This is a genomic window from Flavobacterium ginsenosidimutans (assembly GCF_003254625.1).
GTDB lineage: Bacteria > Bacteroidota > Bacteroidia > Flavobacteriales > Flavobacteriaceae > Flavobacterium > Flavobacterium ginsenosidimutans.
Map to the genome: position 1 here is coordinate 191126 of NZ_QJRJ01000078.1, position 26795 is coordinate 217920.

The 26795-nt window shown below is 32.9% G+C and carries 26 protein-coding genes and 2 tRNA genes; 21 read left to right on the forward strand and 7 right to left on the reverse strand.

Annotated features, from left to right (window positions below):
- Window positions 1-115: 115 nt before the first annotated feature.
- The 3 genes from DM444_RS14175 to DM444_RS14185 all read left to right on the forward strand — a co-directional run bounded on the left by DM444_RS14175 (window position 116) and on the right by DM444_RS14185 (window position 1761).
- A complete protein-coding gene (locus DM444_RS14175) occupies window positions 116-718 on the forward strand; it encodes a hypothetical protein (protein WP_111287750.1) in 603 nt (200 codons plus the stop codon).
- 185 nt (window positions 719-903) lie between these two features.
- A complete protein-coding gene (locus DM444_RS14180; RefSeq protein ID WP_162614971.1) occupies window positions 904-1335 on the forward strand; it encodes a hypothetical protein in 432 nt (143 codons plus the stop codon).
- Window positions 1336-1530: 195 nt separating this feature from the next.
- Entirely contained in the window at window positions 1531-1761 is a 231-nt protein-coding gene (locus DM444_RS14185) for a hypothetical protein (protein ID WP_111287754.1), read from the forward strand.
- A gap of 51 nt (window positions 1762-1812) precedes the next feature.
- Here DM444_RS14185 and DM444_RS14190 read toward each other — a convergent pair whose 3' ends face one another.
- The 3 genes from DM444_RS14190 to DM444_RS14200 are packed head-to-tail and all read right to left on the reverse strand — an operon-like array spanning window position 1813 to window position 3666.
- Window positions 1813-2124, reverse strand: coding sequence for a hypothetical protein (locus DM444_RS14190; protein ID WP_162614972.1), 312 nt, complete (start codon window positions 2122-2124; stop codon window positions 1813-1815).
- A 28-nt stretch (window positions 2125-2152) separates the two neighbouring features.
- On the reverse strand, window positions 2153-3109 hold the full coding sequence (locus DM444_RS14195) for a DUF3137 domain-containing protein (RefSeq protein ID WP_111287757.1): 957 nt from the start codon (window positions 3107-3109) through the stop codon (window positions 2153-2155).
- On the reverse strand, window positions 3109-3666 hold the full coding sequence (locus DM444_RS14200; RefSeq protein WP_111287759.1) for a LemA family protein: 558 nt from the start codon (window positions 3664-3666) through the stop codon (window positions 3109-3111). The genes DM444_RS14195 and DM444_RS14200 overlap by 1 nt, the downstream gene beginning before the upstream one ends.
- A 206-nt stretch (window positions 3667-3872) precedes the next feature.
- Here DM444_RS14200 and DM444_RS14205 point away from each other — a divergent pair, with 206 nt between their 5' ends.
- From DM444_RS14205 to DM444_RS14285, 17 genes are all read left to right on the forward strand, one after another.
- The gene (locus DM444_RS14205; RefSeq protein ID WP_111287761.1) at window positions 3873-5081 is read left to right on the forward strand and encodes an anhydro-N-acetylmuramic acid kinase; all 1209 of its coding nucleotides are present in this window, start codon (window positions 3873-3875) and stop codon (window positions 5079-5081) included.
- 162 nt (window positions 5082-5243) lie between these two features.
- Window positions 5244-6815, forward strand: coding sequence for a glycoside hydrolase family 10 protein (locus tag DM444_RS14210; RefSeq protein WP_111287763.1), 1572 nt, complete (start codon window positions 5244-5246; stop codon window positions 6813-6815).
- A complete protein-coding gene (locus DM444_RS14215; protein WP_111287765.1) occupies window positions 6802-8340 on the forward strand; it encodes an MFS transporter in 1539 nt (512 codons plus the stop codon). The genes DM444_RS14210 and DM444_RS14215 overlap by 14 nt, the downstream gene beginning before the upstream one ends.
- A gap of 22 nt (window positions 8341-8362) precedes the next feature.
- Window positions 8363-8704 (forward strand): tetratricopeptide repeat protein, encoded by a 342-nt coding sequence (locus DM444_RS14220; RefSeq protein WP_111287767.1) that lies wholly within the window; start codon window positions 8363-8365, stop codon window positions 8702-8704.
- 194 nt (window positions 8705-8898) lie between these two features.
- Complete coding sequence (locus DM444_RS14225; protein ID WP_111287768.1) at window positions 8899-9345, forward strand: GNAT family N-acetyltransferase; 447 nt, start codon at window positions 8899-8901, stop codon at window positions 9343-9345.
- Between the two features lie 2 nt (window positions 9346-9347).
- On the forward strand, window positions 9348-10961 hold the full coding sequence (locus DM444_RS14230; protein ID WP_111287770.1) for a glycoside hydrolase family 3 protein: 1614 nt from the start codon (window positions 9348-9350) through the stop codon (window positions 10959-10961).
- Window positions 10962-11084: 123 nt separating this feature from the next.
- Entirely contained in the window at window positions 11085-11723 is a 639-nt protein-coding gene (locus tag DM444_RS14235) for a peroxiredoxin (RefSeq protein WP_012024184.1), read from the forward strand.
- A gap of 224 nt (window positions 11724-11947) precedes the next feature.
- Entirely contained in the window at window positions 11948-12256 is a 309-nt protein-coding gene (locus tag DM444_RS14240) for a thioredoxin family protein (RefSeq protein WP_007805605.1), read from the forward strand.
- Window positions 12257-12367: 111 nt separating this feature from the next.
- A complete protein-coding gene (locus DM444_RS14245) occupies window positions 12368-12625 on the forward strand; it encodes a DUF6952 family protein (protein ID WP_008462029.1) in 258 nt (85 codons plus the stop codon).
- 428 nt (window positions 12626-13053) lie between these two features.
- Window positions 13054-13551, forward strand: coding sequence for a thiol peroxidase (gene tpx / locus DM444_RS14250; RefSeq protein ID WP_111287772.1), 498 nt, complete (start codon window positions 13054-13056; stop codon window positions 13549-13551).
- A 13-nt stretch (window positions 13552-13564) separates the two neighbouring features.
- Window positions 13565-13939, forward strand: coding sequence for a diacylglycerol kinase family protein (locus DM444_RS14255; protein WP_111287774.1), 375 nt, complete (start codon window positions 13565-13567; stop codon window positions 13937-13939).
- Between the two features lie 18 nt (window positions 13940-13957).
- A complete protein-coding gene (locus DM444_RS14260; RefSeq protein WP_111287776.1) occupies window positions 13958-16408 on the forward strand; it encodes a DNA translocase FtsK in 2451 nt (816 codons plus the stop codon).
- 7 nt (window positions 16409-16415) lie between these two features.
- Window positions 16416-17108, forward strand: coding sequence for a LolA family protein (locus tag DM444_RS14265; protein WP_317048483.1), 693 nt, complete (start codon window positions 16416-16418; stop codon window positions 17106-17108).
- Between the two features lie 8 nt (window positions 17109-17116).
- A complete protein-coding gene (locus DM444_RS14270; protein ID WP_111287780.1) occupies window positions 17117-18571 on the forward strand; it encodes an LptF/LptG family permease in 1455 nt (484 codons plus the stop codon).
- 2 nt (window positions 18572-18573) lie between these two features.
- Window positions 18574-19707, forward strand: a complete 1134-nt coding sequence (gene ribB, locus DM444_RS14275) for a 3,4-dihydroxy-2-butanone-4-phosphate synthase (protein WP_162614973.1) — start codon at window positions 18574-18576, stop codon at window positions 19705-19707.
- Between the two features lies 1 nt (window position 19708).
- Complete coding sequence (locus tag DM444_RS14280; RefSeq protein ID WP_109192322.1) at window positions 19709-20107, forward strand: acyl-CoA thioesterase; 399 nt, start codon at window positions 19709-19711, stop codon at window positions 20105-20107.
- 151 nt (window positions 20108-20258) lie between these two features.
- Window positions 20259-20343: transfer RNA gene (locus DM444_RS14285), tRNA-Ser, on the forward strand.
- 193 nt (window positions 20344-20536) lie between these two features.
- On the opposite strand, the gene DM444_RS14290 is transcribed toward DM444_RS14285, so the two are convergent.
- On the reverse strand, window positions 20537-20737 hold the full coding sequence (locus tag DM444_RS14290; protein WP_204251686.1) for a YqaE/Pmp3 family membrane protein: 201 nt from the start codon (window positions 20735-20737) through the stop codon (window positions 20537-20539).
- 286 nt (window positions 20738-21023) lie between these two features.
- Between DM444_RS14290 and DM444_RS14295 the strand changes: the two genes are divergently transcribed.
- Window positions 21024-21111: transfer RNA gene (locus DM444_RS14295), tRNA-Ser, on the forward strand.
- A gap of 87 nt (window positions 21112-21198) precedes the next feature.
- Here the strand turns inward: DM444_RS14295 and DM444_RS14300 are convergent.
- The 3 genes from DM444_RS14300 to DM444_RS14310 all read right to left on the reverse strand — a co-directional run bounded on the left by DM444_RS14300 (window position 21199) and on the right by DM444_RS14310 (window position 26609).
- Complete coding sequence (locus tag DM444_RS14300; protein WP_111287784.1) at window positions 21199-21837, reverse strand: MBL fold metallo-hydrolase; 639 nt, start codon at window positions 21835-21837, stop codon at window positions 21199-21201.
- 173 nt (window positions 21838-22010) lie between these two features.
- Window positions 22011-23609, reverse strand: a complete 1599-nt coding sequence (locus DM444_RS14305; protein ID WP_111287786.1) for a RagB/SusD family nutrient uptake outer membrane protein — start codon at window positions 23607-23609, stop codon at window positions 22011-22013.
- A gap of 12 nt (window positions 23610-23621) precedes the next feature.
- Window positions 23622-26609, reverse strand: a complete 2988-nt coding sequence (locus tag DM444_RS14310; RefSeq protein WP_111287788.1) for a SusC/RagA family TonB-linked outer membrane protein — start codon at window positions 26607-26609, stop codon at window positions 23622-23624.
- Window positions 26610-26795: the final 186 nt, after the last annotated feature.

Genomic DNA, 26795 nt, shown 5'->3' on the forward strand with positions numbered 1-26795 from the left:
CACTTTTTTAGGCATTTTTCATTCTTGTGTTTTTAGAAAATTTATTCGCAATTTTCTAACCATGACTATTATGTTCTTTTTCATAGGTCTAGTATTTTGTCTCTTTTATTTCGTAATGCTAACATTTAGTTTCGGAATCGAGGTCTTTGCTTTTCTTGCCGTTTTAATTGTCTATCTATCCGTTCAGCTAATCACTTTAAGACTATGCTTTAATCTAAAACCCACTGCTAGTACAAGCTTTATAACCATTTTAATTTTCATCGCAGGTTTTAGCATAACCTATATAAAAAAAGACTATGACCTTTATTATTATGGATTTTCGTTTATCTGTTCTGTCTGGTGTCTAAATATTATCTTATCTGCATTACTTTTCTCTGATTTTGTATTTGACAAAAAACAAGAAAATGCATCAAAAGATCGTTCTAATACAGGAGAAATAAACGTGGAAAATTTCAAGGATTACTTAAAAACCATATTTGGATCACAAATAACCTTTTACGAAGCCTTCAACGAATTTCAGATTTATGAAATTGATTGCTTTCCTGAAAATTTCGAACATAAATTAGCAATCGAATTTTCAAATGAAAATATCAAATTTGCAACCGTTACAAAAGAACCCAGTGTCGATTTTTCTTTGTATGATTATGTAATCGAAACCAACAAAGAAGCCGAAGACTTTATACAACATATTTTAAAATTTGGCTGGCCAATCAAATAAGATATTTTTCAGAAGCTATTCCTGCTGTCCGCTATATTCCCGATAAACAAAAACTACGGCTAAAAAGCCTGGTTTTTCTAAATCGGGAGATGCCGCTCCCATCAGGGCTAGGGCACTTGGTTTCATTAGAAGATTCTATTTTTAATCACAAAGTATTTCTTATATTAGCTTAAAATAGAAAAACTTTGATGAAATTTTATTTAGTTTTTAATTTAGATAACAAACGTATTTTCTCTGCTAACATAGAATTAGTTTATGAGTTTTTTATGCAATTCAATATTGAAGAAGATTTAAAAAAACATATTTTAGAGAGAATAAATAAAGAATCTGATTTTGAAATAAGTATTTCAGAATTAGAAAGAATAAAACCAGCGTTAGAAGAAAAAATAGATCAATTAATTATTGATATAAATTTTAATCCTTTTAAAGAAAGATTACGAAAACTTTATCCAATTCAATATAATAGTGATCCTTTCGTATGGAAAAACACAACATACTATTTGTATGTAAAAACGAATCCTATTGATAGTCAAATATCTCGAATAAGAAGTTTTTTAATTAATCTAGAATATTTTAAGAATCATAATCAATCGATAAAATATATTTTTAAACATTAGTTCTTTAAAAATATATTATTTTTCTTACTTTTTGTCGTTTTTTTGATACTTTTACAATTCTTAAACTACGACCTTAAGAACTAAATAGGCTTTGCCCTTGTATTATGTGGACGGTATCGGAAACGACCGTAACGCTGTCGTAGGCGTTAGAACCACTAATTTACAAGGGTTTTATTATTTTTAAACTACGACTTTATGAATGCAAACACAATTTCAAAACAAACCGAAATCAAGCTTTTGAATTTTTTCAACGACAGAATCGATCCTGTTGAAATGGCTAAAACTTTAAGGCAAGTAAATTTTACACTCGCTTTATGCGTTTTGAGCGAACATGAAACATTTCAAAGCGAAATCATCAAATTAAGAGACAGCTTTTACTGGCTCAATGAATTGGCTGAGACTTTAAATCCTTATTTGGAAGTGTAGTAAAGCTTTAAAAAGAAAAACCTCGACTTAAAAATCGAGGTTTTTATATATTTAATAATAAACTTTTAAATCACCATTATTCCGAATAAAAATAAAAAATACTATAATCAAAAGAACACAAAAAACAAGAGATCCTGATCTTAAAAATTTATTCATCTCGTTTGGAATCTCAACGGTAAGTGTAAATAAATATAGAAAAAGTCCAACAAAAAATAAAACCAAAGTTGAGACACCCATAAAAACGATTGCTTCACCTACAGGAGACTGAGCAAGTCTAAAAATCTCACTTATGGTGTAAAAGAAAAAAAGCACAAACCAAACCCAATACAAAAATTGAAAAATATAAGCTAAAGTTGTTTTCATAAACATTATAGTTTAATTACTTCTTAGATTACTCCTTCCCCCAAATCCTAGTATTCAAATCCAATTCATGAACAATATCTTGCATAAACTGAACGATCGAAAGATCGTAAGTAAGTAAATCTGGTGCTAAAAGCGAGGAATGAATTGGCGGTTCGAAGTAATTGTGAGACAACGGAAAAGCGATATACATTTTGGAATGAATAAACGAGATCGAAATCGTATCGTCGGATTTGCTGTTTAAATCCAAAATTCTCTCCATCATCGCAGGCGTTAAAATATAGCGCGCTTCAATTTGGTTTCTAGAATAGGTAACAAACTTGTTATCAAAATCAATGTTTTCGAGTTGTACTACTTCAGTATTTCCAAAACTAAAAACGTTTTTAGAAAACCACGCTCCAATGCTATCACCAAAACTTTTTGGACGTACAACTGTAGAAACTTCAAAGTTTTTATTAAAATCGGCAACAAAAACAATTCCTTTAAAAATGGTGTGCCATTCTGTTCTTGTTCCATTTTTAGTTCGAGTTTCCGTTTTATATTCTGCATGAACTTCGGCAAACCAAAAAGAGGTTTTATCGGCTATTCCGCTTATTAAATCCTGTGTTTTATAGCGATCTGGTCTTGTTGTAAAAAGTTCCGAACTTATAAACTCATATTCTGGAAGTCCACTTTGTGGCGTTATAGTCAGCGTGTCGTTGATGTCTTTTAACGCCGCTCCAACAACACTCATTTTATAAGTCAATTTGTATTTTTTGACATCCTCATCTATTCTAAAATACATGACAATCCCGATAATCAAAGGAACTAAACAGCCAATAATTCCCAAAGCAACAAATCGGATAAATAATCCAACAAGTAAAATTACCAACGCAAGACCAAATAAGATATAGCTGGTTTGATAGGTTTCGGCTATTTTTTTTCGATCAACTTCTAAGGTATTCAGAATGTCCTGCAAGTTTGCTTTCGAATTTATTTCTGAATCCATTAATTATTAAATAGTTCTTTTGCACTAATATTTTTACGTTCTTCTTCTGGTGTTTCTAAAACATCAATTTTAGTGTACGCCAGCATTCCTGCAAACATATTACCTGGAAACATCATAATCGCATTATTATAATCGGTCACTACTGCATTGTAAGTTCTTCTCGCTGCTGCGATTTGCTCTTCGCTTTCTGTCCAAGTTGTTTGAAGATTTAAAAAAATCGTATTTGCTTTTAGATCTGGATAATTTTCAACCGTAACCATTAAACCTTTTACAGCCGAACTTAATTCAGTGTCCAAACTTGCTTTTTCTTTGTCGGTTAAAGTTCCAGACGTTGCTTTAGCGCGAAGCTCAACAATTTTGGTTAAAGTGCTTTGTTCGTAATTTGTGTATTGCTTTACGACTTCAACAAGATTCGGAATCAAATCGAAACGTTTTTTTAGCATTACATCAATCGCCGAAAACGCATTGGTAACTTGATTTCTTTTTCCAATTAGTGAATTGTAAATGACAATTCCAACAATAAGAAGGAATACAATAAGTCCTAGAATAACAATCATGGTGTGTATTTTTTTGAATTGGTTATCGGCAAATATATAGAAAAGGCAGTAAGTTTAGCTTTTATTTTTTAAGATTTATATCACAAATTTTCATTAATTAAAATGACAATCAAAAATAAAAATTGCATAAAATCTATAGCTTTATATCCGAAATAATCCCATTTTAGCGTTATCAATAAACTGACTACTATAAACCCTCATTTTAAATGAATAAAAATATAATCGCACTCTATAATATAGCTCAAAAAGAAACCAGAAAAATACTTGGTTTAATGTCTGGAACTTCTCTCGACGGACTTGATATTGCTTTATGTGCTGTTTCTGGTTCTGGCGCAAATACGAATGTGAAAATCCTTGAATTTGAAACCATTTCTTATTCTGAAGACATTAAAAACGAGATTAGAAAAGTATTTGCAAAAAAAACAATCGATTTTCAGCATTTGGCTTTATTAAACGAGTGGATCGGAATATTGCACAGCGGCATGATCAACGATTGTCTTTCAAAATGGAACATTCCCGCAAACGAAGTTGATTTAATCGCATCGCACGGACAAACGGTTTTGCATGCACCAAAGTTTTTGCATCAGCAGGAAAAATTTCCAAACGCGACTTTGCAAATTGGAGACGGAGATCATATTGCGGTAAAAACGGGGATTATCACACTTTCAGATTTCAGACAAAAACACGTTGCGGCGGGCGGTGAAGGCGCACCTTTGGCGGTTTACGGCGATTATTTATTATTCGGAAAAAAAGGCGAAAACCGAATTATGCTCAACATGGGCGGAATTGGTAATTATACTTATCTCCCAGCCTCTCTAAACGCCGAGGAAGTTTTTGTAACCGATACTGGAACCGCAAACACGTTAATCGATATTTTTACCAAACATTATTTCCCTGAAAAAAGTTACGACAAAGATGCAGAAATTGCGCAACAAGGAACTGTAAATCAAGAACTTTTAAACGAATTAAAAAGCGATGATTTCTTCCAAAAAAGTTTTCCAAAATCGATTGGACAAGAGCTGTTTAATTTCGATTTTGTACAGTCGGCTTTGGTAAAATGTAACTTACAAAATATTTCGGCATCAGATTTGCTGGCGACTTTAACACGTTTAAGTGCTGAAACTATTGCAGAAGCAATTTATTTCACCATAAAAAACACTCCTATTTCAGCAGAAGATTTTCATATTTACATGTCTGGAGGCGGAACGAATAATCCGTTATTGGTAAAATGGCTAAAAGAATTATTGCCTTGCCAGTTTCATACTAGCGACGATTTGGGCATTTTAAGCGATGCCAAAGAAGCTGTTTTATTTGCGCTTTTGGCAAACGAAACCGTTTCTGGAGGTGATTATAATTTTGGAAACAGCAAAGGAATTCCATCTGTAACAATGGGGAAAATTTCGTTTCCTGATTAAAATTATAGCCACAAATTCACGAATTTAGCGCTAATCTATGCGAAATAAGCGCGATTAATTACACAGAATATGCTGATTGGATTATCTTCAATCATAAAAAAAATAATTCGTGAATTCGTGGCGGAAAAAAACTATTTTTGATTCCTGTTAAAAAACAATGAAATGCATAAAAATCAGTACTTAATATTCTCTATACTATTCCTATTTTTCTTTAATACAATTTTGACGGCGCAGGAAAAAACAATGTACCCAAAAAATGAGTTTAGAGGTGTATGGATTGCTACTGTTGTAAATATTGACTGGCCTAAAACTGCAACAGACAACGTAGAAAAAGAGAAAGCTGATTATCTTGAAATTTTAGAAGCTTACAAAAAACTAAATTATAATGCCGTAATTGTTCAGGTTAGAAGTGTTGGAGATGCTATTTATCCTTCAGAATTTGCGCCTTGGTCACGATTTTTGACCGGAAAAGAAGGTTTGGCTCCAAATCCGTATTACGATACTTTGGCTTGGATGATCGAGCAGGCGCACAACAGAGGATTTGAGTTTCATGCGTGGCTGAATCCTTATCGTGCAACTTTTGATTTAAATAAAAATCTTTTAAGTCCAAATCACGATCTTTTTAAACATCCAGAATGGATGATTGAATACGGCGGAAAATACTATTATGATCCTGCTTTACCAGAAGTTCAAGCGCATTTAACAAAAGTGGTTAAAGAAGTGGTTGATAAATATGATATTGATGCAATTCACTTTGATGATTATTTCTATCCTTATGCTGTTCCAGGAAAAGTATTTAACGATACTGCATCTTACAAAAAATATGGTTCAGGCTTAAGTCTTGCCGATTGGCGTCGTGCGAATGTGAGCAACTTTGTACACGCTATTTCAAACACGATTAAAGAAAGCAAACCTTGGGTTCAATTCGGAATTAGTCCGTTTGGGGTTTGGAGAAATAAATCTCAAGATCCAAGAGGTTCTGAAACACAATCGACTTCAAATTATGATGATTTGTATGCAGATCCAATGCTTTGGATGGACCAAAAATGGATCGATTATATTCTACCTCAATTGTACTGGAGCATGAACAATCCGAGAGCTTCTTATTCTAAATTGGTGAAATGGTGGTCTGAAAACTCAAATAATACTGCTGTTTATATTGGTCACGCTTCGTATAAAATTAGAGGTGATGGTGATAAAAGCTGGAATTATATGACCGAAATTCCAACACAAATTGATTTTTTAAGGACTTTCAAAAATGTTTCTGGAAGTGCTTATTTCAGTTCAAAATGGTTCATGGGTAAAAACTTTGATGTGGTTCGCCATTTAGAAGAAAATCAATATAAATATCCTGCACTTCCTGCTGCAGTTCCTAATTTACGCCATGTAATTATTGATACGCCAAAATTATCAGAGTATAATAAAGATAGTATACGCTATAACTTTACATTCCAAAGTCCGCTGAATACAAAAGTTCGTTATATGGTAGTTTATGGAGGTGACCATATTTCAAAAATCGATATTAACGACGCAACAAAAATCGTTGAAAAAGTAACGATAAAAGAAGTTGACGGAAAAATCACTTTCGCAATAGCGGCAGGAAAACTAAACCTGTACAAAGCTTGCGCTGTGACTTTTATTGATTACTACGCCAACGAAAGCGCCCCAACTGCAATAGATTTAAAAAAGCCATTTAAAAACTATATACCTGCTCAGCCAAATGAAAATAGATAACAAACCTTGGTTCTGGATTCCGCTTCTTAATTTTGCTTCTGGATTTCCTTATGTAATTATCATCTCCGTGTCGGTTTTGATGTATAAAAAGTTAGGCATAACTAATGAAGATATCGGTTTGTATACAAGTTTGCTCTATCTTCCTTGGGTAATCAAACCATTATGGAGTCCATTAGTTGAGCTTTATGGCACAAAACGAAAATGGTTTTTATGGATGCAATTGCTTATTTCTATTGCTTTTTTAATTGTTGGATTCACTCTTTCCTTACATAATTTTTTCCTTGTTACTTTAGCAATATTTTGGGCTGCAGCTTTTGCTTCTGCTTCAAATGATATTGCAAGTGATGGCTTTTATTTATTGGTTTTACCAAAAGAAGAGCAGTCCTTTTTTTTAGGAATAAGAAGTACATTTTACAGAGCTTCTATGATAGCCGGAAATGGATTAATAATACTTTTAGCAGGTTATTTAGAATATAAATACAGTGACAATACGAAAGCTTGGTCGTATACCATGATTTTTGTTGGTCTTTTAATGACTCTTATTACCATTTACAATTTCATTTTTACACCTAAAAACGAAATTAATTTCGTAGAAAATAAAGAACAACACCATCAAAGCTTTGGAACTATTTTTATCAGCTTTTTTAAGAAAAAACAAATTACAGTTGTTTTAATTTTTATTCTGGTTTTTAGATTAGGAGAATCACAGTTATTAAAAATGTTAACTCCCTTTTTAGTTGACCCAATCAAATATGAACTAGTACAAAAAACTGCAGACTTAGATGAAAAAAAGGCATTATACCTATATAATACCAAAGTAAAAGCAGGCATAAAACTTGAAGCATCAGAATTACAATTATTATATTCCAAATTACCAATTGTTGCTGATACCCGAAAAGAAAAAAAACCTGTATTAGAAACTCAACCCAAAAAAGGTGAAGAATATAAAAAAGTAAATGAAGCAAGAATTAATTTCGTTGATGAATTAATTACTACAAATGGAAATCAGGCAACAATCCACAAAGGTGGAATGGGACTCGAAACCGAAGATGTTGGTTTAATTTATGGAACTTTTGGCCTCATTGCTTTAACTTTAGGAGGAATATTGGGAGGAATTCTAATCTCTCAACAAGGTCTTACGAAATGGATGCTCCCAATGTTTCTAGCAATGCATCTTCCAATTTTAGGATTTATTTTATTGGCTTTCTTTCATCCAGCATCAATTTATTACATTTACGCTGTAGTTATTTTTGAACAATTTGGTTACGGTTTTGGATTTACAGCCTTCATGATGTATCTAATTCATGTTGCCGAAGGAGAATCAAAAACAGCGCATTATGCACTGGCAACTGGTTTTATGGCATTAGGAATGATGCTTCCAGGAATGTTAAGCGGATTTATACAAAAATATTTAGGTTATGGAAACTTCTTTGTTTGGGTTTTCTTAGCTACAATTCCAGGTCTTATTTTATCACGTTTTTTAATTTTCCCGAAAGATTTTGGGAAAAAATCTGAAGAAGTTTAAACCCCAAATCAAACTCTTACATATGGAAATCAATGAAAATTTGCAGGCCGAACGAAATCTGAAAGGAACTGAGTTCGAGAAAAACGGAAATCTTGAAAAAGCTATTGAGTTGTATGAAGAAAATGTTGCAGAAGGCTTTAAAGGAAATCATCCTTACGATCGATTAGCAACGATCTACAAAAATGAAAACGATCTGGATAATGAAATTCGGGTTTTAGAAAAAGCCATTTTGGTTTATGAAGAAATCACGGTTGAAGATCGATTAGAAGGATTGCCAAAACTTTTTCGTTTTAAAAACCGATTAGAAAAAGCAATTGAAACCAAAAAACAATTAGCCAAACAAAAGAAATCAAAGTTGAAATAAAACATTCTTTTAAACACATAGAAACATAGATTTTTTTTGTGTGAAAAGAATAAAAAAGAGAAACTCATTTCTCAACACATAGTCCCGAAGTGTCGGGATGTATTTAAATAAAGTGAAACGCCTTTTCCAAGAACTAAATACTATGTTTCTATGTGTTAGAAAATTAAAAGATACTAATCTAAACATTCTAAATCATGAACATAAAACGAACCAATTCGGATGATATTGATTTCATAAATCTGGTTGTTTTATTAGATCAAGATTTAGCGATTAGAGATGGTGAAGATCATGCGTTTTACAATCAGTTTAATAAGACTGATAAAATAAAACACACGATTGTTTATTACGAAAACGGAATTCCTGTAGGCTGTGGCGCTTTTCGCGAAAAAGAACCAGGCACGACAGAAATCAAAAGAATGTACGTTCATCCTGATCATAGAAAAAAAGGTATTGCCTCGAAGATTCTAAAAGAACTTGAAATCTGGGCAAAAGAAGTGGGTTATACTTATACCATTTTGGAAACTGGAAAAAACCAGCCCGAAGCCATTAACTTGTATCAAAAATTAAATTATACCATAATTCCAAATTATCCGCCTTACGAGGAAATGGATAATAGTGTCTGCATGAAAAAGACTTTATAATAATGAAAATTACAGCCGAAGCATTACGACAAAGAATAGGACAATTCTTTTTTCCTGCCGTTTTTATAAACGATACTGAAGAAAATATTCAGGAAACTGAACGACTTATAAAAGAACACAACATTGGCGGACTGACCTTTTTTCACAGCCGTGCGAGCGCTGCAACGAATTACGAAAGCAAGAAAAAAGTTGTTTTTAATGATGACAGTTACGAAAAAATCAAAGCATTAATTGTTCGTTATCAAAAAGCAGCTTCTACTCCACTTTTAATCAGTATTGATGCAGAATGGGGTTTGGCAATGCGTATCGAAAAAACACCGCAATATCCTTATGCGATTACACTTGGGGCTTTACCTGAAAACAAAGCTGACTTGGTTTATGAAGTTGGAAAACAAATTGGTTTAGATTTAAAAGCAGCTGGAATTCAGTACAATTTATCGCCTTTGGCAGATATTAATAATAATCCAAACAACCCAGTTATTGGCTATCGTTCTTTTGGTGAAAACAAAGAAAAAGTAGCCAATTTTTCTATTGAATATTTAAGAGGAATGTCGGAAGTTGGCGTTTTAGGCTGTCTGAAACATTTTCCTGGACACGGAAACACCAACGTTGATTCACATTTAGGATTGCCAGTTTTAAAGGAAACTCTGGAAGAATTATTAGAAAACGAATTATATCCGTTCATTAAAGGAATCGAAAATAATGTTGATTCGATTATGATTGGACATTTGGCTGTTCCAAGTTTAAATGACGGAAAAGATACTTCGGCAACGTTGTCAAAAGCAGTTATTCAGGATCTTTTACGCGATAAATTAGGTTATGACGGTTTGGTAATTTCTGATGCTTTAAATATGCACAGCGTTTCTAAATTGTATGAAACCAAAGGTCAATTAGAATGGGAAGCTTTTAATGCAGGAAATGATGTTTTATGCTTCGCCGAAAATGTTCCTGAAGGAATTGAAGCGATCTTTAAAAATGCTTCGCCAGACCGCATTTTCGAAAGTTATAATCGAATTATGAAAGCCAAAGAAAAAGCTGGAATTCTTTCTGGAAATACTTCTGCTTTAGGTGAATTAGATTTCGAAAAAACATCAAAAATAAACTTAGAAATTGCTCAAAATGCAATCACAAAAATCATCGATAACGGAATTTCAGATTTAGCTCTTGAAGCTCAGAAAAACAATAAATTAGCCAAACTGAGTTTATATAAAAATACTGAAAATGTATTCTTCAAAACTTTAAATGCAAAATTACCTTCACCCGAATTTGCTTTTGAAAATTTAGAAACTTCAGATATTTTGGCAATCAAAAATGAATTAGAAAATTTCGAAACCATCATCGTTTCATTATTTGTTCCGAAAGCAAAACCATTGAATAATTTCGAAGTGAACAATGAAGTTTTTGAACTGCTATCTCATTTACTTCAAACCAAAAAATGCGTAGTTTACGTCTTCGGAAATCCTTACGTTTTACCACTTATTCCAAATCTAAAAAAGGCTTCAGGATTAATTCAGGCGTATCAGGATTTTGAAGAATTTCAAAAAACAGCAGGAATTCAATTTATAGAAAAAAATACTTTTAGCGGTGTTTTACCAGTAAATATTGATATTCAATAAGTTAAAACTTAAAATAGTCAAAATTTATCAACTTATAAATTTTTATAATCACATCTTATTGTAAGAACCTGTACTTATGCCCTACTTTTGCACCAAATAAATTTTTAACGTAAAACGAATATTATGTCTTTAGTAGGAAAAAAATTCCCAAGTATTGCAGTAGATGCTATCTCAGAAATGGGTGACAATTTAAAAATCAACATTTTTGAAGAAGCAGTAAACAACAATAAAAAAGTACTTTTATTTTGGTACCCAAAAGATTTTACTTTTGTATGTCCAACTGAATTACACGCCTTTCAAGCTGCATTACCTGAATTCGAAAAAAGAAATACTATCGTAATTGGTGCTTCTTGCGACACAAACGAAGTTCACTTTGCTTGGTTAAATACTCCAAAAAACAATGGTGGAATCGAAGGTGTTACTTACCCAATCTTAGCTGATACAAACCGTAATTTAGCTAACATTTTAGGTATTCTTGATATCGAATCTACAAGCTATAGCGAAGATACAGATTCAGTTATCATCGAAGGTTCAAACGTAACTTACAGAGCTACTTACCTAATCGACGAAACAGGAAAAATCTTCCACGAAAGCGTAAACGATATGCCATTAGGACGTAACGTAAACGAATACTTAAGAATGGTTGACGCTTACACTCACATCCAAACTAAAGGTGAAGTTTGTCCTGCAAACTGGGAAGCTGGTAAAGAAGCTATGTCTGCAGACAGAATCAGTACAGCTGAATACTTAAGCGCTAACTAAGCTGCTAAGATACTAAGGTTCTAAGTTGCTAAGTTTTTTTAACTTAACTTTTGAATCTTAAATACAATCTACAATAAAAGTCAAGAGATTCTAAGATCAAACTTAAATCTTAGAATCTCAACGACTTAAAAATCTATCAAATAAATCCACACAAAGTTATTCGGTTCGAGAGCAAACTTAGCATCTTAGAACCTTAGCAACTTAGTGTCTTAAAAATAAAACTTATGTTAATCGACTTAAACGAAGATACGTTAGCAGATTTAGTTGCTAAAAATGAAAAAGTAGTAGTGCAATATTCAGCTTCATGGTGTGGAAATTGCCGTATTATGAAACCAAAATTCAAAAAACTAGCGACAGAAAATGAAGCTATTACTTTTGTTTTGGTTGATGCAGAAAACTCTCCTGAATCAAGAAAATTAGCTAATGTGAGCAACTTGCCAACATTTGCAACTTTCGTAAACGGACAATTAGTTGGCGAAACGCAAACCAACAAACAAGAAGTTTTAATTGACTTGGTAAACGCAATTGCTTAAATTTAGACGAGTTAGACTGGCTTAGATTTTTAGACTTCTTAGATGTTGTCTATAATTTTAAAAAAGTCTAAGAAGTCTAAGAATGTCTAAAAATCTAAGAAGTTTAAAACTATGAAATTACCAGTAATTAAGCATTTAACGCAATTCATCGAAGAAAACGATCAGGATTACATCATTGAAACGATCGAAGTTCTAGAAGCGATGACCGAAATTCCTTCTCTAAAAGATGAAGAATTAGACGTAATCGGCGAATTGATTTCGAATATGTACGGTGCCCTTGAAGTGCAAAAATTGGTTGCTCAAGGAACAGATAAAAAAGAAGCTTTAAATACGTTTATGAAACGTGTTTTAGGTTCAATCGATAAATAAATCGACCTCTTTTTCAAATAAAAAAACAAAAAACAAGGCTGAGAAAGCGTTTCTGAAAGGAGACGCTTTTTTTTGTTTTCAGTGTTCAGTTTACAGTGTTCCGTTTTTAGTGTTCAGTCGCAGTATTCATTCACAGTTTTACGAAATCTTTGTCAGGCTGAGCGAAGTCGAAGCCCACGTAAAGCGAATCGACAAAGATTATCAATTTTAGATTGAGGAGTTACTTGTGTGAGCTTCGACTCCGCTCAGCCTGACAAGCCTAAACTAAATCTAAAATCTACCCTCTAAAATATAAAATTATTTAGATAAATTTGTGAATTCGTGGCCATCAAAACCTTAGCTTAATCTCTCCTTAAACCCTTAACAAATACTTTTAGATTCAAATATTAATCCTTACTTTTGAACCTCATTAATTTTAAACAAAAATCATGGCATCTATCACATTAGGAGGAAATCCAGTTCATACATCAGGCGAATTGCCAGCAGTTGGATCACAATTAGCTGACTTCAAATTAGTTAAAAACGATTTATCAGTTGCTTCTTTAAGCACTTTCGCTGGAAAAAAATTAGTTTTAAATATCTTCCCTAGTGTTGATACAGGAACTTGCGCTACATCGGTTAGAACTTTCAATGCAAGTGCTAGCGGATTAGAAAACACAACAGTTTTATGTATTTCTAGAGATTTACCTTTTGCTCAAAAACGTTTCTGCGGTGCTGAAGGTTTAGAAAATGTAGTAAACTTATCAGATTTTCAAACTGGTGCTTTTGGAAAAGCAAACGGATTAGAAATCGTTGACGGACCTTTAGCCGGTTTACACTCAAGAGCGATCATTGTTGTTGATGCTAACGGAAAAATCGTTCACACAGAACAAGTTGCAGAAATTGCAAACGAACCAAATTACGAAGCAGCTTTAGCAGCACTATAATATTTTCCTTTAAATGGAGTTTCAAAAAGATAATACATTTGTTACAGGTCGGTTAAAAAGTATGACTTATGCTTTTAACGGAGCTGTAAAATTGATTAAGACAGAACACAGCATTATGGTTCAATTCTCTTTGGGAATTATCATGACGATTGCCGGGTTCTATTTTCATATTTCTCAAACCGAATGGCTGTGCCAGACACTTGCCATCGGTTTTGTTTTAAGCATTGAAGGATTAAATACGGCAGTTGAAAAAATTGCCGATTTTATCCATCCTGATTACAGCAAACGAATCGGTTTTATTAAAGATATTGCTGCCGGAGCGGTATTTTTTGCCGCAATGACTGCAATTGCAATAGGCTTGATTATTTATATCCCAAAATTTATTTAGGCAAAGGAAAACGCAAGAATGGCAAAAAATAAAAAAGAAACTGTAGATAAAAAAAACGAAAAACAGGAAGGAGTTAAAAGATCATTTAAGATATCCAAACAACAAAGGTTTGTTTTAGGATGCCTTTTGGTTCTTTTTTCTATTGCACTATTAGTCGCATTTATTTCTTTTTATGTAAACGGACAATGGCAGAATGACCAAAGTGTCGTAAATCAGCTTGGTGATCGTAGCGAAGTTGCTGAGAATTGGCTCGGAAAATTCGGGGCTTATCTTGCCGATTTGATTATTTATAGAGGTTTCGGACTTGCCTCTTTCATTTTTGTACGTTTATTTTTCCTGACTGGAATGTTTTTAGCATTGGAGCTTTCGACCCAAAAACTAAAAAACACCTGGTTCTGGGATTTATTTGCCATTATTATTGTTTCAGTATTATTCGGTTTCTTTGCTACTTCTGCGCCAGAATTAGGAGGAACAATTGGTTATGAACTGAATTTGTTTCTGCAAGATTATATCGGAAAGACAGGAACTTTGCTTACTCTACTTTTTGGACTAATTGTATATCTGATTTTCAAAATCAAATTATCGCCAGAAAAAATTCAATCGTATTTTGATTCTACTAAAAAAGAATTCAAATCAGAATTAGACACTTTAAAACCAGTAGTTCCACAGCCTGAAAGTGCTTATAATTTAGAAGAATTTGCAATTGAAGAACCTGAAAGCGATCCTGAAATAGATGATATTCACATTAAAACAGTTGATTCTCAATTTGAAATCAATAAAGAAGCATTGAAACCAACTATAAATCATTCTTCTGAAATCGAATTGAATCCAATTTTAAAGCCAATTACCCCAAAACAAGAATTACCATTAGTTTCTCCAGATGAAGCTTTTGTAATTGAAAAAGCAGAAGAAGAAGATATTATTGAAGAAAACCTGGCTTCTCGCCTAGTTGCCGATTTCGGATTATTTGATCCAACTTTGGATTTATCGAATTATAAATTCCCAACCATCGATTTATTAAAAGAATATTCGACTGGCGGAATTACAATTAATCAGGAAGAATTAGAAGAAAATAAAAACAGGATTGTAGATACACTTCGTAATTACAAAATTGAAATTGCACAAATTAAAGCAACCGTTGGACCATCTGTTACTTTATATGAGATTGTTCCAGAAGCGGGAATCAGAATTTCTAAAATTAAGAGTTTAGAAGATGATATTGCTTTGTCATTATCAGCACTTGGAATTCGTATTATTGCGCCAATTCCAGGAAAAGGGACTATCGGTATTGAGGTTCCGAACAAAAACCCAACTATGGTTTCTATGAAAAGTGTTATTGGGGCTGCAAAGTTCCAAGAAGCCGAAATGGAATTGCCAATTGCTTTAGGAAAAACTATTTCAAATGAAACTTTTGTTGTCGATCTTGCCAAAATGCCTCACTTATTGATGGCTGGAGCAACAGGACAAGGAAAATCTGTCGGATTAAATGCCGTTCTAACTTCATTGTTATACAAAAAACATCCAGCAGAAGTAAAATTTGTTTTAGTTGACCCTAAAAAAGTAGAGCTAACGCTTTTCAATAAAATTGAAAGACACTATTTAGCCAAACTTCCAGATACAGAAGACGCTATTATTACAGATAACGCAAAAGTGGTTAATACTTTAAATTCGTTATGTACTGAAATGGACAACCGCTATTCTTTATTAAAAGATGCGATGGTTCGTAACATTAAAGAATACAACGATAAATTCAAGTCTAGAAAATTAAATCCTGAAGCTGGCCACCGATTTTTACCATACATCGTTTTGGTTGTCGATGAGTTCGCAGATTTGATCATGACTGCTGGAAAAGAAGTTGAAGTTCCGATTGCGCGTTTGGCTCAATTAGCGCGTGCTATTGGTATTCACTTGATTATTGCAACACAAAGACCTTCTGTAAACGTTATTACAGGTTTAATTAAAGCCAATTTCCCTGCGAGAATTGCATTTAGAGTAACTTCTAAGATTGATTCTAGAACAATTTTAGATACGCAAGGAGCCGATCAGTTAATTGGACGAGGAGATTTATTATATACAAACGGAAACGACGTGATTCGTGTTCAATGTGCTTTCATTGACACACCAGAGGTTGAAAAAATTACAGATTTTATTGGCGGACAAAAAGCTTATGCCACAGCTTATTTACTTCCAGAGTTTGTTGGAGAAGAAAGTGGCATTAATCTTGATATAGATATTTCCGAAAGAGATACTTTATTTAGAGAGGCGGCAGAGATAATTGTCAATGCTCAGCAGGGTTCTGCTTCTTTATTGCAGCGAAAATTAAAATTAGGATACAACAGAGCAGGTCGTTTAATCGATCAGCTGGAAGCAGCAGGTATTGTTGGTCCGTTTGAAGGCAGTAAAGCCAGAAGCGTAAATATTTTAGACTTAAGTGCTCTTGATCAATTTTTTAATAATGAACAAAATTAATCCAATCATGAAAGCAAAAATTCAAGAAATCAACAACAATTCTATCACAAACATGACTAAAAAGTGTTTTCAAATGGCATTTATATTGCTTTTGAGCTTCACTTCTATTCAGGCTCAAGATAAAAAAGCGAAAGATTTATTGAACGAAGTAACTTCTAAAATAAAAAGCTACGACAATATTGTTATCGATTTTAAATATTCTTTGAATAATGCCAAAGAAAACATCAATCAAGACAGTAAAGGAAATGTTACAATGAAAGGAAATCAATATGTATTGAATTTCATGGGCGTTACTAAAATTTTTGACGGTCAAAAAACCTACACTATTGTTCCTGAAGACGAAGAAGTTACTATTTCTAAAGTAAACGAGAAAGACGACAACGCAATTACGCCTTCAAAAATGCTTACTTTCTTTAATTCTGGCTACAAATACAATATGGATATTGTACAAAATGTAAAAGGAAGAAAGATTCAATACATCAAACTGGTTCCTACGAGCGGAAAAGATCAAAGAAAAGAAATTTTGTTAGGTATTGACGTTCAGACAAAACACATCTATAATCTGATTGAAACTGGAAAAAACGGAACAAAAACAACTTTAACCGTTAATTCTTTTAAAACCAATCAGCCATTATCAAAAAATCAATTTACCTTTGTAGCGAGTAAATACCCGAAATACTACATTAATAAATTAGATTAATCAGAAGGTTGAAAATTCTAGACAAATACTTATTAAAAACATTCTTATTTACATTTGCTACGGTATTTGTAATCCTATTTTTCATATTCATACTTCAAACAGTATGGCTATTTATTTCAGAACTAGCAGGTAAAGATCTCGACTTAATATTGGTCGTGAAATTCCTGCTTTTTTCTATGCCACGTATTATACCGTTGGTTTTACCGCTGTCGGTTTTATTAGCTTCAATTATGACTTTCGGAAATTTAGCCGAAAATTATGAGTTCGCCGCAATGAAATCGTCTGGAATATCATTACAAAGAGCGATGCGCGTATTGATTATTTTCATTTTTGTTTTAAGCATCGTCGCATTTTGGTTTGCAAACAATGTTATTCCATATGCCGAATATAAATTTGTCAATTTTAGAAAAAACATTGCACAAGCTAAACCCGCAATGGCAATTGCGGAAGGTCAGTTTAATGATGTTGGAACTTATAACATTAAGGTAAACAAGAAATCTGGCGAAAATGGTAATCATCTTACTGGTGTGACTATTCATGAGAAAGCGAATAATATGGGTGAAAATAAAACCGTTATTAAATCGAAAACTGGTGAATTAATTAGTAGTGAAAAATCAAGCATCTTAAAACTGGTCTTAAATGACGGTTATTATTACCAAGATGTAACTCCAAAAAAATACGAGGATCGTGCAAAATTGCCTTTTATCAAAGGAAAATTTAAAACGCAGATCATCAATATAGACTTATCTGAATTAAATAAAGTTGACGACAGCAAGGAAAGCATTGCAGGCACTAATGCAATGTTAAATGTTAGTGAGTTGCGATATACTTTAGATTCGCTAAGCAAAAATTTAGATAACGAAATCGTTTCTTTTTCTGAAAACATTAATCAGCGTGTTGGACTTAGAAAAACCAATCCTGCTGTAAAAAAAGATTTAAAGAAAAAACAACTGCCAAATGAGCTTTTGTCTATGTATTCTAACAAAGACCAAGTCGATATTTTGAAGATGGCGGGAAGTAATATAACTAGCAATATCTATTCTATAGAAACTACGCAGAAAGATTTAAAAGACAAACAACGCGAGATTAATAAACATTTGAGTGCATTATACGAAAAATTCGTAATTGCTTTTGCTTGTTTTTTAATGTTCTTTATTGGTGCTCCACTTGGTGCTATTATTAGAAAAGGCGGACTTGGACTTCCAATTGTATTCGCAGTTTTGATCTTTATTACTTTCCATTTCATCAATACATTTGGAAAACGATTATCGCAAGAAGGCGGAATGACTCCATTTTTAGGATCGTGGATGTCTTCTTTTATTCTGTCGCCATTAGCAATTCTTTTGACTTATCGCGCTACAAACGACAACGGATTAATCAATTTTGATGCGATTACAACTCCGATTTCACAACTATTTCAGAAAATCTCTGAGCGGTTCTTACCAGCTCAAAAGCAAGAATAATTATGTCAACAACAAAAATACAATTGAACACCATTGAGGAAGCTATAGAAGATATTCGTCAAGGTAAAGTTATCATTGTAGTCGATGATGAAGATCGCGAAAATGAAGGTGATTTTTTAGCTGCTGCTGAAAAAGTAACTCCAGAAATGATCAATTTTATGGCTACACATGGGCGTGGTTTAATTTGCACTCCTCTTACTGAAAGCCGATGCAAAGAATTAGATCTTCGCGCAATGGTTACCAATAATACTGATCACATGGAAACTGCTTTTACTGTTTCTGTAGATTTAAAAGGTCATGGAGTTACAACTGGTATTTCCGCTTCTGATCGTGCTAAAACAGTCCAATCTCTTGTTGACCCTAACACAAAACCGCACGATTTAGCTCGTCCTGGCCATATTTTCCCTTTAATTGCAAAACAAGGCGGTGTTTTAAGAAGAACTGGACATACTGAAGCAGCGATTGATTTTGCACGTTTGGCTGGGTTTAAACCTGCAGGTGTAATCTGCGAAATCTTAAACGAAGATGGAACAATGTCTCGTCTTCCTGAATTGATTAAAGTAGCAAAGAAATTTGATTTAAAATTAGTTTCTATTGAAGATTTGGTTGCTTATAGAATGCAACACGACAGTTTGATTGTTAAAAAAGAAGATTTTGATATCGAAACTCGTTTTGGAACTTTCCGATTGAGAGCTTATGAGCAAACTACAAATAAACAAATCCATATTGCTTTAACAAAAGGAACTTGGAATTCAGGAGAACCTATTTTAACTAGAATTCACTCTTCTCAGGTAAACAACGATTTATTAGGCACATTAACTAATAATGCGGAACAACAGCTGGACGATATGTTTAAAGTGATCAATGAGAACGGAAAAGGGGCTGTTATTTTCATTAATCAAGACATGACGGCTGTTAACCTTTTAAATAGAATTTCGGAGCTTAAAACATTACAATCTAATGGAACCCTAAAAGCTCCAAAAGTTATTATCGACAGTAAAGATTACGGAATTGGAGCGCAAATCCTTCACGATATTGATATTTCTAAAATAAGATTGGTTTCGAATACAGAACAAACAAAACGTGTCGGTATGATTGGATACGGACTTGAAATTATAGAATACGTTAAATACTAATATGGGAACAGTCGAAGAAAGAATTCTAAAATCGGAAACACGAATTTTCAAAGCAGTTTTTCCAAGCACTACAAATCATTATGACACTTTATTTGGAGGAACAGCACTGCATCTTATGGATGAAGTAGCATTTATCTGTGCTACACGTTTCAGCCGCAAAAAAGTTGTTACTATTTCTACTGGTCAAATTGACTTCAAAAAAGCAATTCCTGCAGGAACATTAATAGAATTAGTTGCAAAAGTTGACAGCGTTGGAAGAACTAGCTGTAAAATTCATGTAGATATTTTTATGGAACAAATGTATTCTGAGCTACGCGAAACAGTAGTTTCAGGAACTTTTTCTTTTGTTGCTGTGGATGAAAACAAAAAACCAACACCAATATTAGACGATTTAGATTAATTTTTTAAAAAATATCATTTTCGGAAATACTGATAATTAGACACTTGAAAATTATCTTTAAAAACTTTAAAAAAAAGTCCAAAAAAAGTTTTTATAACCGAAAAACCGTCTTATATTTGCACCCGCAATCAGGCAATGATAGCGACTTACTGGAGAAATGGCAGAGCGGTCGAATGCGGCAGTCTTGAAAACTGTTGACTGTAACAGGTCCGGGGGTTCGAATCCCTCTTTCTCCGCTGAAATTTGAAACCCTTAACTTTTGTTAAGGGTTTTTATTTTTTATCACAACTTCTCTCAGAAAAGCATTTTAAATTTTCGCTGTACATTCAATGCATATCTTAAATGAAACTTTCTATCGATAATATATGATTGCAACCAGGAGAAAAGAAAAACTAGGAAAGGAAAAATATTGGTTGTTTAGCTAACAACTTATCTATTTCGCATTGCTTTTATCAATTTTTCATTACGTCTGTCAGCTCTTGAATTCTGAAGCGATATGACAGCCCATATTGCAGCAGGCAACCAACCGATTAAAGTAAGCTGTAAAATCAAACATAGTAAGGCCGTCAAAATTTTACCTCTTAAAAGAAAGGAAATACACGGAAAAAATATCGCTATAAGTGTCATCATTTTATTATAGTTTAGTTATATGTCGCAAATCTTGTAATTTGTTACTTAAAATCTCATCTCAAAGAAACTATCTAAATCTCGGGAAAAATTAAATTTTTCATAGAACAAGTTCAGACTTAATTGCATTCTTTGCGTTTTCGCTTCACTTTGAAACCTTTAGCTTTATCAGGGATTTTCTTTTTTTACCCAACAATCATTTTCTTTATAAATAGTTTCAAAAAAGTTTTCACAATCAAAAAAACAACTTATATTTGCACTCGCAATCACAAAATGATAGCAACATACTGGAGAAATGGCAGAGCGGTCGAATGCGGCAGTCTTGAAAACTGTTGACTGTAACAGGTCCGGGGGTTCGAATCCCTCTTTCTCCGCCAGATGAAGTTTCAAAAGAAACTTAAAAAAAATAAAGCCTTTAAACATAACGTTTAAAGGCTTTTTATTTTCATCTTTATATTTTTTAATCAACAGTTAGTATTATTATCTATAATCACAGTTACTGCTCCTGAACTATATTCTGGTGTGCTTACTAAAACAACTGTACGATCACCGAACAAATCATAAGACAAACCTTGCGGACCTATTCCTGTTTTCGAAAAACTATATTTTTGAACATTTAAATCATTCCACTTTTTAGTTGCTAAACTTGCTGGCTTTTCTATTTCTTCAGAATTCCATTGAAGGTCACTTATCATGATTTTTTTTGCATTCTTCAAATAATTCAATCCTCTTGAATAATCTGAAGGAAGATCACTTGGTATCAAATAGTCTATATCATTTGATTTGTAGCCCACTTTCGCTAATTTTTGGCTAACAATATCTTCAATCTCTACAAATGGTTTATTAATAAGATTTTGAAAAAAGCTAAGTTCTTTTTTATCACGTTTAATTTGATGAATGTCTGCATGGCACATTTGATCAATCAAAACCACACCTTTTGGATGCTCTATCAAATAACTTGATACAGGAAGCCAGACTTTACATTTAACTGGTTTTGCAATTCCAGTATAGGAAAATGTACGGAAGTTATTATTTTCATTGGAAGAAAGAAATCTATCGACTCTTACTTGACCGTTGTGCAAATTGTGAACTTTAATTTCCATAATCAAATCGTATTTATTATTGGATAATTATTTAATTCTAAAGATAAAAAAACAGATCTTACAATGATTACAATTCAAAGAAAAAATCCTTTTCGAGTGATCTTAAAAAGATAGGAAGCAAAAATTAATTCACTCCCTATCGAAACTAAAAAACTCAATTATTATATAAATCTTTAATTGTAACCTGGGTTTTGTGTCAAGTTGCTATTCGTGTCAATTTCAGACTGTGGTATTGGTAAAATACTTCTGAAATCGCCGTTTGGTGTATGAGTAAACCATGATTTTTTAGTAAAAACTCCAAATCGGATTAAGTCTTGTTTTCTGTGTGCTTCGCCAATAAACTCCCAGCCAAGTTCATCTAAGAATCCTCCATATTGAATATCGGCTCCTCCTTCTAATTTAGTAATAACACCTGCTTCATAAGTTCCATATTTATAAACACTTCCTCCACTTAGTTTAGCTCCTGAAACTGTTGCTTTACTTGGATTTGTATTTTTAAAATCCCTTTGTCTAATTTGAGAAACAATTACAGCAGCACCTTCAGCATCTCCTGTTCGTAACAAACATTCTGCTTTGATCATTAAAGCATCTGTATATCTGTAAAAAGGAACATCATTACTTGTTTGTCCGATATCTCCAGTACCTATTTCATACTTAACTAATCTGTAACCTTCATTTGGTTCACAACCATTTACATTTGTCATGAAATTAATATACTCAAATTGCACCCCATCTACCATTATTGGCTCTCCTTTACTTGTGTATTGCTTGCCTCCTAAATAACAATCCGTTAACCTTTGATCATCTGGATCATAAGTATCAATAAATTGCGGAATTACTCCAGTTCCGTTCCAAGGACCTCCGCTCATTTCAAATGTTGCCTGACTCGGAGCCGCTAAAGATTTAAACGGCCAATAACTTCCTCCTGTTTTAACTTGATCAAAAGGAATAGATAGTATTTCTTCTGGAGATCCTTCATTTTTAATTTTAAAATTATCAGCGTAATTACTTGCCAAACTAAATTTTCCGCTGTTAATAATATCATTAACTTCGCTCAAAGCTTCATTCCATTTAGGAGTACCAATGTAGACTTCTGAATTTAGATATAATTTCGCTAAAGTCATCTTAACTGCCCATTTCGTAACCTTTCCGTAAGTATTTGTATTGTTTTCCTCACTTAAATACGGCAAAGCAGTTTTTAATTCAGTTTCAACAAAATCATATACTTCTTTTCCTGTATTTTGTACTGGCAGATATCCCGGAGGATTAATAAAAGAAGTCACAATAGGAACATTTCTAAAATTATCCAACAATAAATAATAATAAATTGCTCTTAAAGCTTTTAATTCTTGGATTACTTTTTCTTTATTTTCAATTCCTTCAATCTGCTCAATTTGATAGATCGCTCTATTTACACTATTTACACCTGTGTACATATAGCTCCAGTTACCTTCTGCATGAGGAAGAGTTGATCCCCATGTATGCAGATGCATTGTGATATAATAATCTCCCCATCCAATACCATTTCGCTGCGGAGTCACTAAACAGTCTGATGACTCCTCATACAAATCGTGTAAACCATCCCAATTCCAAAAAATCCCTCTGAATGATGTATAAGCTGGCGCAATGATACTCGTCAAATCTTCTTCAGTCAATACTGTTCCTTCAGCAGTTATTTTATCATAAACTGTTTCGTCCAAATTTGTACACCCAGTTCCCAAAAGAAGCAAGCCAGAAATAAGGATTTTATATACTATATTTTGATTTTTCATCTTTAATTTTTTTTAAAAAGTTACATTTAAACCTAAAGTAAAACCTCTTGTAGTTGGATATTTATCTCTATTATCTACTCCTTGCGACAAAACATTATCTCTTGGAATCTCAGGATCTAAACCTTTGTATTTTGTAATTACAGCCAAATTATTTGCTGAAGCATACACACGCATTGCGCTAAGGAATTTATACGGTTTAACATCAAAATTATAAGTCAATGTCACATTATCTACTTTTACATAATCTCCCTGCTCTAGATAGTAACTAACATATGTTTGGTTGTAGTTTAAAACCGCTTTATCATATACTTTATCAAATGCAGAATTCAACATATTATAATTGATCGTAGGATTTTCATAAAACATACGTTGAGAGTTCAAAATTTGATAATCGAAAGCTCCTGTCATAACAACACTTAAATCGAATTTTTTGTATGTAAACGTATTGGTCCAACCTGCATTATAATTTGGTATTCCGTTACCTAAATACTGTTTATTAGCATCATTATACAAATCTGGTGTCAATGTTTTTCTAGTTCCATCTGAAGTTTCAATGATCCATTTTCCATCATCTGTAATATCAACCGATTTTAGTCCCCAGTAATTTCCAATAGATTGTCCAACTTCTAATCTATGTGTTGTAAATGAAATTGGATCTCCTGTATCTCCTGTATTGATAAAGTTTCTATCAATGCTATACAAATCATTTGAAAGACTTGTTAATTTATTTTTGTTATGAGAGAAAGTCATAGAAGAATTCCACATAAAATTCTCGGTCTTAACTGGAATTACATTTAACAAAAGCTCAAAACCTTTATTTTCCATTTTTCCAACATTTGCAGTAATGCTTGAATATAAGTATGGAGGTGTTGGCACACTATAATCCCATAACATATCGCTTGTTTTTTTACTGTAAACATCAAAACTTCCACTGATTCTATTATTTAGGAAACCAAAATCAACCCCTATGTTTACCTCAGCTGTTTTCTCCCAACGCAAATCAGGATTTGGGTTACTTGCTGGCACTAAACCTTTTACCCATTTTCCGTCATTAAAGAAATAGCCGTCGTAATTATATAAAGTCTGAGACAGATAAGATTCGCCAGGAATTACTCCCGTAACACCATAACCTGCTCTCAATTTTAAGTTGTTTATAGCAGTAGCATCGCTTAGGAAAGATTCTTTATTGATACTCCATCCTGCTGAAACCGCTGGGAAATTACCCCATTTATGATTTTCTCCAAACTTAGACGAACCTTCTCTTCTGATACTGAACAATACATCATATTTGTTATCAAAATTGTAATTGGCTCTTCCGAAGAAACCAATTAATTTATCATCATTTTTATAACTTCCCATAGATGCTTTTCCGTCAGAAAGTGCATTCCCTGCTCCTAGATTATTATATGAGAAAGCGTCTGTTGGAAAATCAAAATTATAAGCTGAAAAACCTTCATTTACAGTATATTGATAACTGTAACCACCAAGCAATGTAAATTCGTGTTTATCGATTTTCTTATTGTATTTAGAAGTAAGCTCTACATAATCTCTATCAGTTTGCCCAGTAGTTCTTGAAGCAACTCCATTTCTTCCGTTTATGGTATTCGAATAATGCTTTTTAGTTTCAGCATATCCATCTAAGCCTGAATTTTTATTTTTAGCAAGCAAAGCACTTACATCCCATCCTGGCAATAAATCTAGCGTTAAATTGGCTGTAAACCTTTGCCAAGTGCTTTGTCTGTCTTGTTTTGTTTCATTTAAGATTGCAACTGGATTGTAATACTGAAATCTATTAGTTTCTGCATAAGTTCCATCATCGTTATAAACAGGAGCAGTAGGATTTCTAATCATAGCTTGTCTGTAAGCATAACCTGCTGTATCAGGAGAAATTCCCATTTTTTGAGTTCCATTCAATAAATTCAAATTAATTTTTAATTTATCATTGAACATTCTATGATTAACATCAAATGAAAATCGATATTCCTTATTAAATGTTCCATTGAAAACTCCTGTTTGATTTACATAATTTAAGTTTACAGTATAATTCGTTTTTGCTGTTCCTCCTTTAAGGTCTAAATTATGATTTTGAGCAAATCCGCTTCTTGAAATTTCATCTAACCAATCTGTCGTAGCGCCTTCATCTGTAAAAGGAACTTTAACACCTTGTGACATCAAACTTCTTAGTCCATTCGCATCTAAAAAATCTGCTTTTTTAGCAAAATTAGATACCGTGGTAAAAGTCGAATACGTCATAGTAGGCTGCATCTCTTTATTGACTGTTTTTGTTGTAATTAAAATTACTCCATTAGCACCTCTAGTTCCATAAATTGCGGCTGCCGAAGCATCTTTCAATACATCAATAGAAGCAATTTCGTTAGGAGAAACAGTGTCGATTCCTCCAGGAACACCATTAATTAAAACCAAAGGAGTAGTTGAGCCTTTTAAAGAAGATACACCACGTAACGAAATATTTGGAGCGGCAGAAGGATCTCCAGAACCAGTACTAATCGTCAAACCAGCAACTTTTCCTTTTATAAGATCTGAAGCGTCTCTAATTGCTCCTCTCGTAAAATCTTTTTCTTTAATACTGGCAATAGCACTCGTAACTCTTGATTTTTTTTGCGTACCATACCCGACTACAACAACATCAGATAATTGTTCTACACTTTCGAGGAGCACTACTTCTACTTTATTATTTGAAACCGTGACTTCTTGGGTTATAAAGCCCACATAAGAAACAACCAATTTAGAATTTGGTTTTTGAATTGTCATCTGGAAATTACCATCAAAATCTGATAATACACCATGATTAGATGTATTCTTTTCTATAATTGATACTCCTGCAATAGGAACTCCATGAATATCTTTTATAGAACCTTGAATCTTTGTTTGTGCAACGGAAGTGAAAACCGTTAAAAGAAAAAAAATGGCAAATCCCAGTTTTTTCTTTAACATTTTATTTCCAAAATTTTGCAATACTGAATGGTTAGTAAAATTCATAGCTTTTTGGTTTTTTGGTTTTTGTTTGGTTAAAAAAATAAATCTTTAAAACACAAAAGGTTAATTGTGTATTTTAAACACTTGTAAAGTTAAATGATAACCAATCTTAGGAAAGCCAACAATTTATCCGAAAGCTGTATTATATTATCCTGTTATTATGTTTTTTGAATCAAAATCGAATAAAAA

What these genes read in the sequence shown, in the direction of transcription:
- DM444_RS14200 (WP_111287759.1), bottom strand. Translation starts at nt 3,666, where the DNA reads ATGATTGTTATTCTAGGACTTATTGTATTCCTTCTTATTGTTGGAATT.
- DM444_RS14300 (WP_111287784.1), bottom strand. Translation starts at nt 21,837, where the DNA reads ATGGAAATTAAAGTTCACAATTTGCACAACGGTCAAGTAAGAGTCGAT.
- DM444_RS14245 (WP_008462029.1), top strand. Translation starts at nt 12,368, where the DNA reads ATGAAATTACCAGTAATTAAGCATTTAACGCAATTCATCGAAGAAAAC.
- tpx (WP_111287772.1), top strand. Translation starts at nt 13,054, where the DNA reads ATGGCATCTATCACATTAGGAGGAAATCCAGTTCATACATCAGGCGAA.
- DM444_RS14215 (WP_111287765.1), top strand. Translation starts at nt 6,802, where the DNA reads ATGAAAATAGATAACAAACCTTGGTTCTGGATTCCGCTTCTTAATTTT.
- DM444_RS14175 (WP_111287750.1), top strand. Translation starts at nt 116, where the DNA reads ATGCTAACATTTAGTTTCGGAATCGAGGTCTTTGCTTTTCTTGCCGTT.
- DM444_RS14255 (WP_111287774.1), top strand. Translation starts at nt 13,565, where the DNA reads ATGGAGTTTCAAAAAGATAATACATTTGTTACAGGTCGGTTAAAAAGT.
- DM444_RS14260 (WP_111287776.1), top strand. Translation starts at nt 13,958, where the DNA reads ATGGCAAAAAATAAAAAAGAAACTGTAGATAAAAAAAACGAAAAACAG.
- DM444_RS14230 (WP_111287770.1), top strand. Translation starts at nt 9,348, where the DNA reads ATGAAAATTACAGCCGAAGCATTACGACAAAGAATAGGACAATTCTTT.
- DM444_RS14310 (WP_111287788.1), bottom strand. Translation starts at nt 26,609, where the DNA reads ATGAATTTTACTAACCATTCAGTATTGCAAAATTTTGGAAATAAAATG.
- DM444_RS14220 (WP_111287767.1), top strand. Translation starts at nt 8,363, where the DNA reads ATGGAAATCAATGAAAATTTGCAGGCCGAACGAAATCTGAAAGGAACT.
- DM444_RS14280 (WP_109192322.1), top strand. Translation starts at nt 19,709, where the DNA reads ATGGGAACAGTCGAAGAAAGAATTCTAAAATCGGAAACACGAATTTTC.
- DM444_RS14265 (WP_317048483.1), top strand. Translation starts at nt 16,416, where the DNA reads ATGAAAGCAAAAATTCAAGAAATCAACAACAATTCTATCACAAACATG.
- DM444_RS14240 (WP_007805605.1), top strand. Translation starts at nt 11,948, where the DNA reads ATGTTAATCGACTTAAACGAAGATACGTTAGCAGATTTAGTTGCTAAA.
- DM444_RS14235 (WP_012024184.1), top strand. Translation starts at nt 11,085, where the DNA reads ATGTCTTTAGTAGGAAAAAAATTCCCAAGTATTGCAGTAGATGCTATC.
- ribB (WP_162614973.1), top strand. Translation starts at nt 18,574, where the DNA reads ATGTCAACAACAAAAATACAATTGAACACCATTGAGGAAGCTATAGAA.
- DM444_RS14210 (WP_111287763.1), top strand. Translation starts at nt 5,244, where the DNA reads ATGCATAAAAATCAGTACTTAATATTCTCTATACTATTCCTATTTTTC.
- DM444_RS14290 (WP_204251686.1), bottom strand. Translation starts at nt 20,737, where the DNA reads ATGATGACACTTATAGCGATATTTTTTCCGTGTATTTCCTTTCTTTTA.
- DM444_RS14190 (WP_162614972.1), bottom strand. Translation starts at nt 2,124, where the DNA reads ATGAAAACAACTTTAGCTTATATTTTTCAATTTTTGTATTGGGTTTGG.
- DM444_RS14225 (WP_111287768.1), top strand. Translation starts at nt 8,899, where the DNA reads ATGAACATAAAACGAACCAATTCGGATGATATTGATTTCATAAATCTG.
- DM444_RS14195 (WP_111287757.1), bottom strand. Translation starts at nt 3,109, where the DNA reads ATGGATTCAGAAATAAATTCGAAAGCAAACTTGCAGGACATTCTGAAT.
- DM444_RS14305 (WP_111287786.1), bottom strand. Translation starts at nt 23,609, where the DNA reads ATGAAAAATCAAAATATAGTATATAAAATCCTTATTTCTGGCTTGCTT.
- DM444_RS14185 (WP_111287754.1), top strand. Translation starts at nt 1,531, where the DNA reads ATGAATGCAAACACAATTTCAAAACAAACCGAAATCAAGCTTTTGAAT.
- DM444_RS14205 (WP_111287761.1), top strand. Translation starts at nt 3,873, where the DNA reads ATGAATAAAAATATAATCGCACTCTATAATATAGCTCAAAAAGAAACC.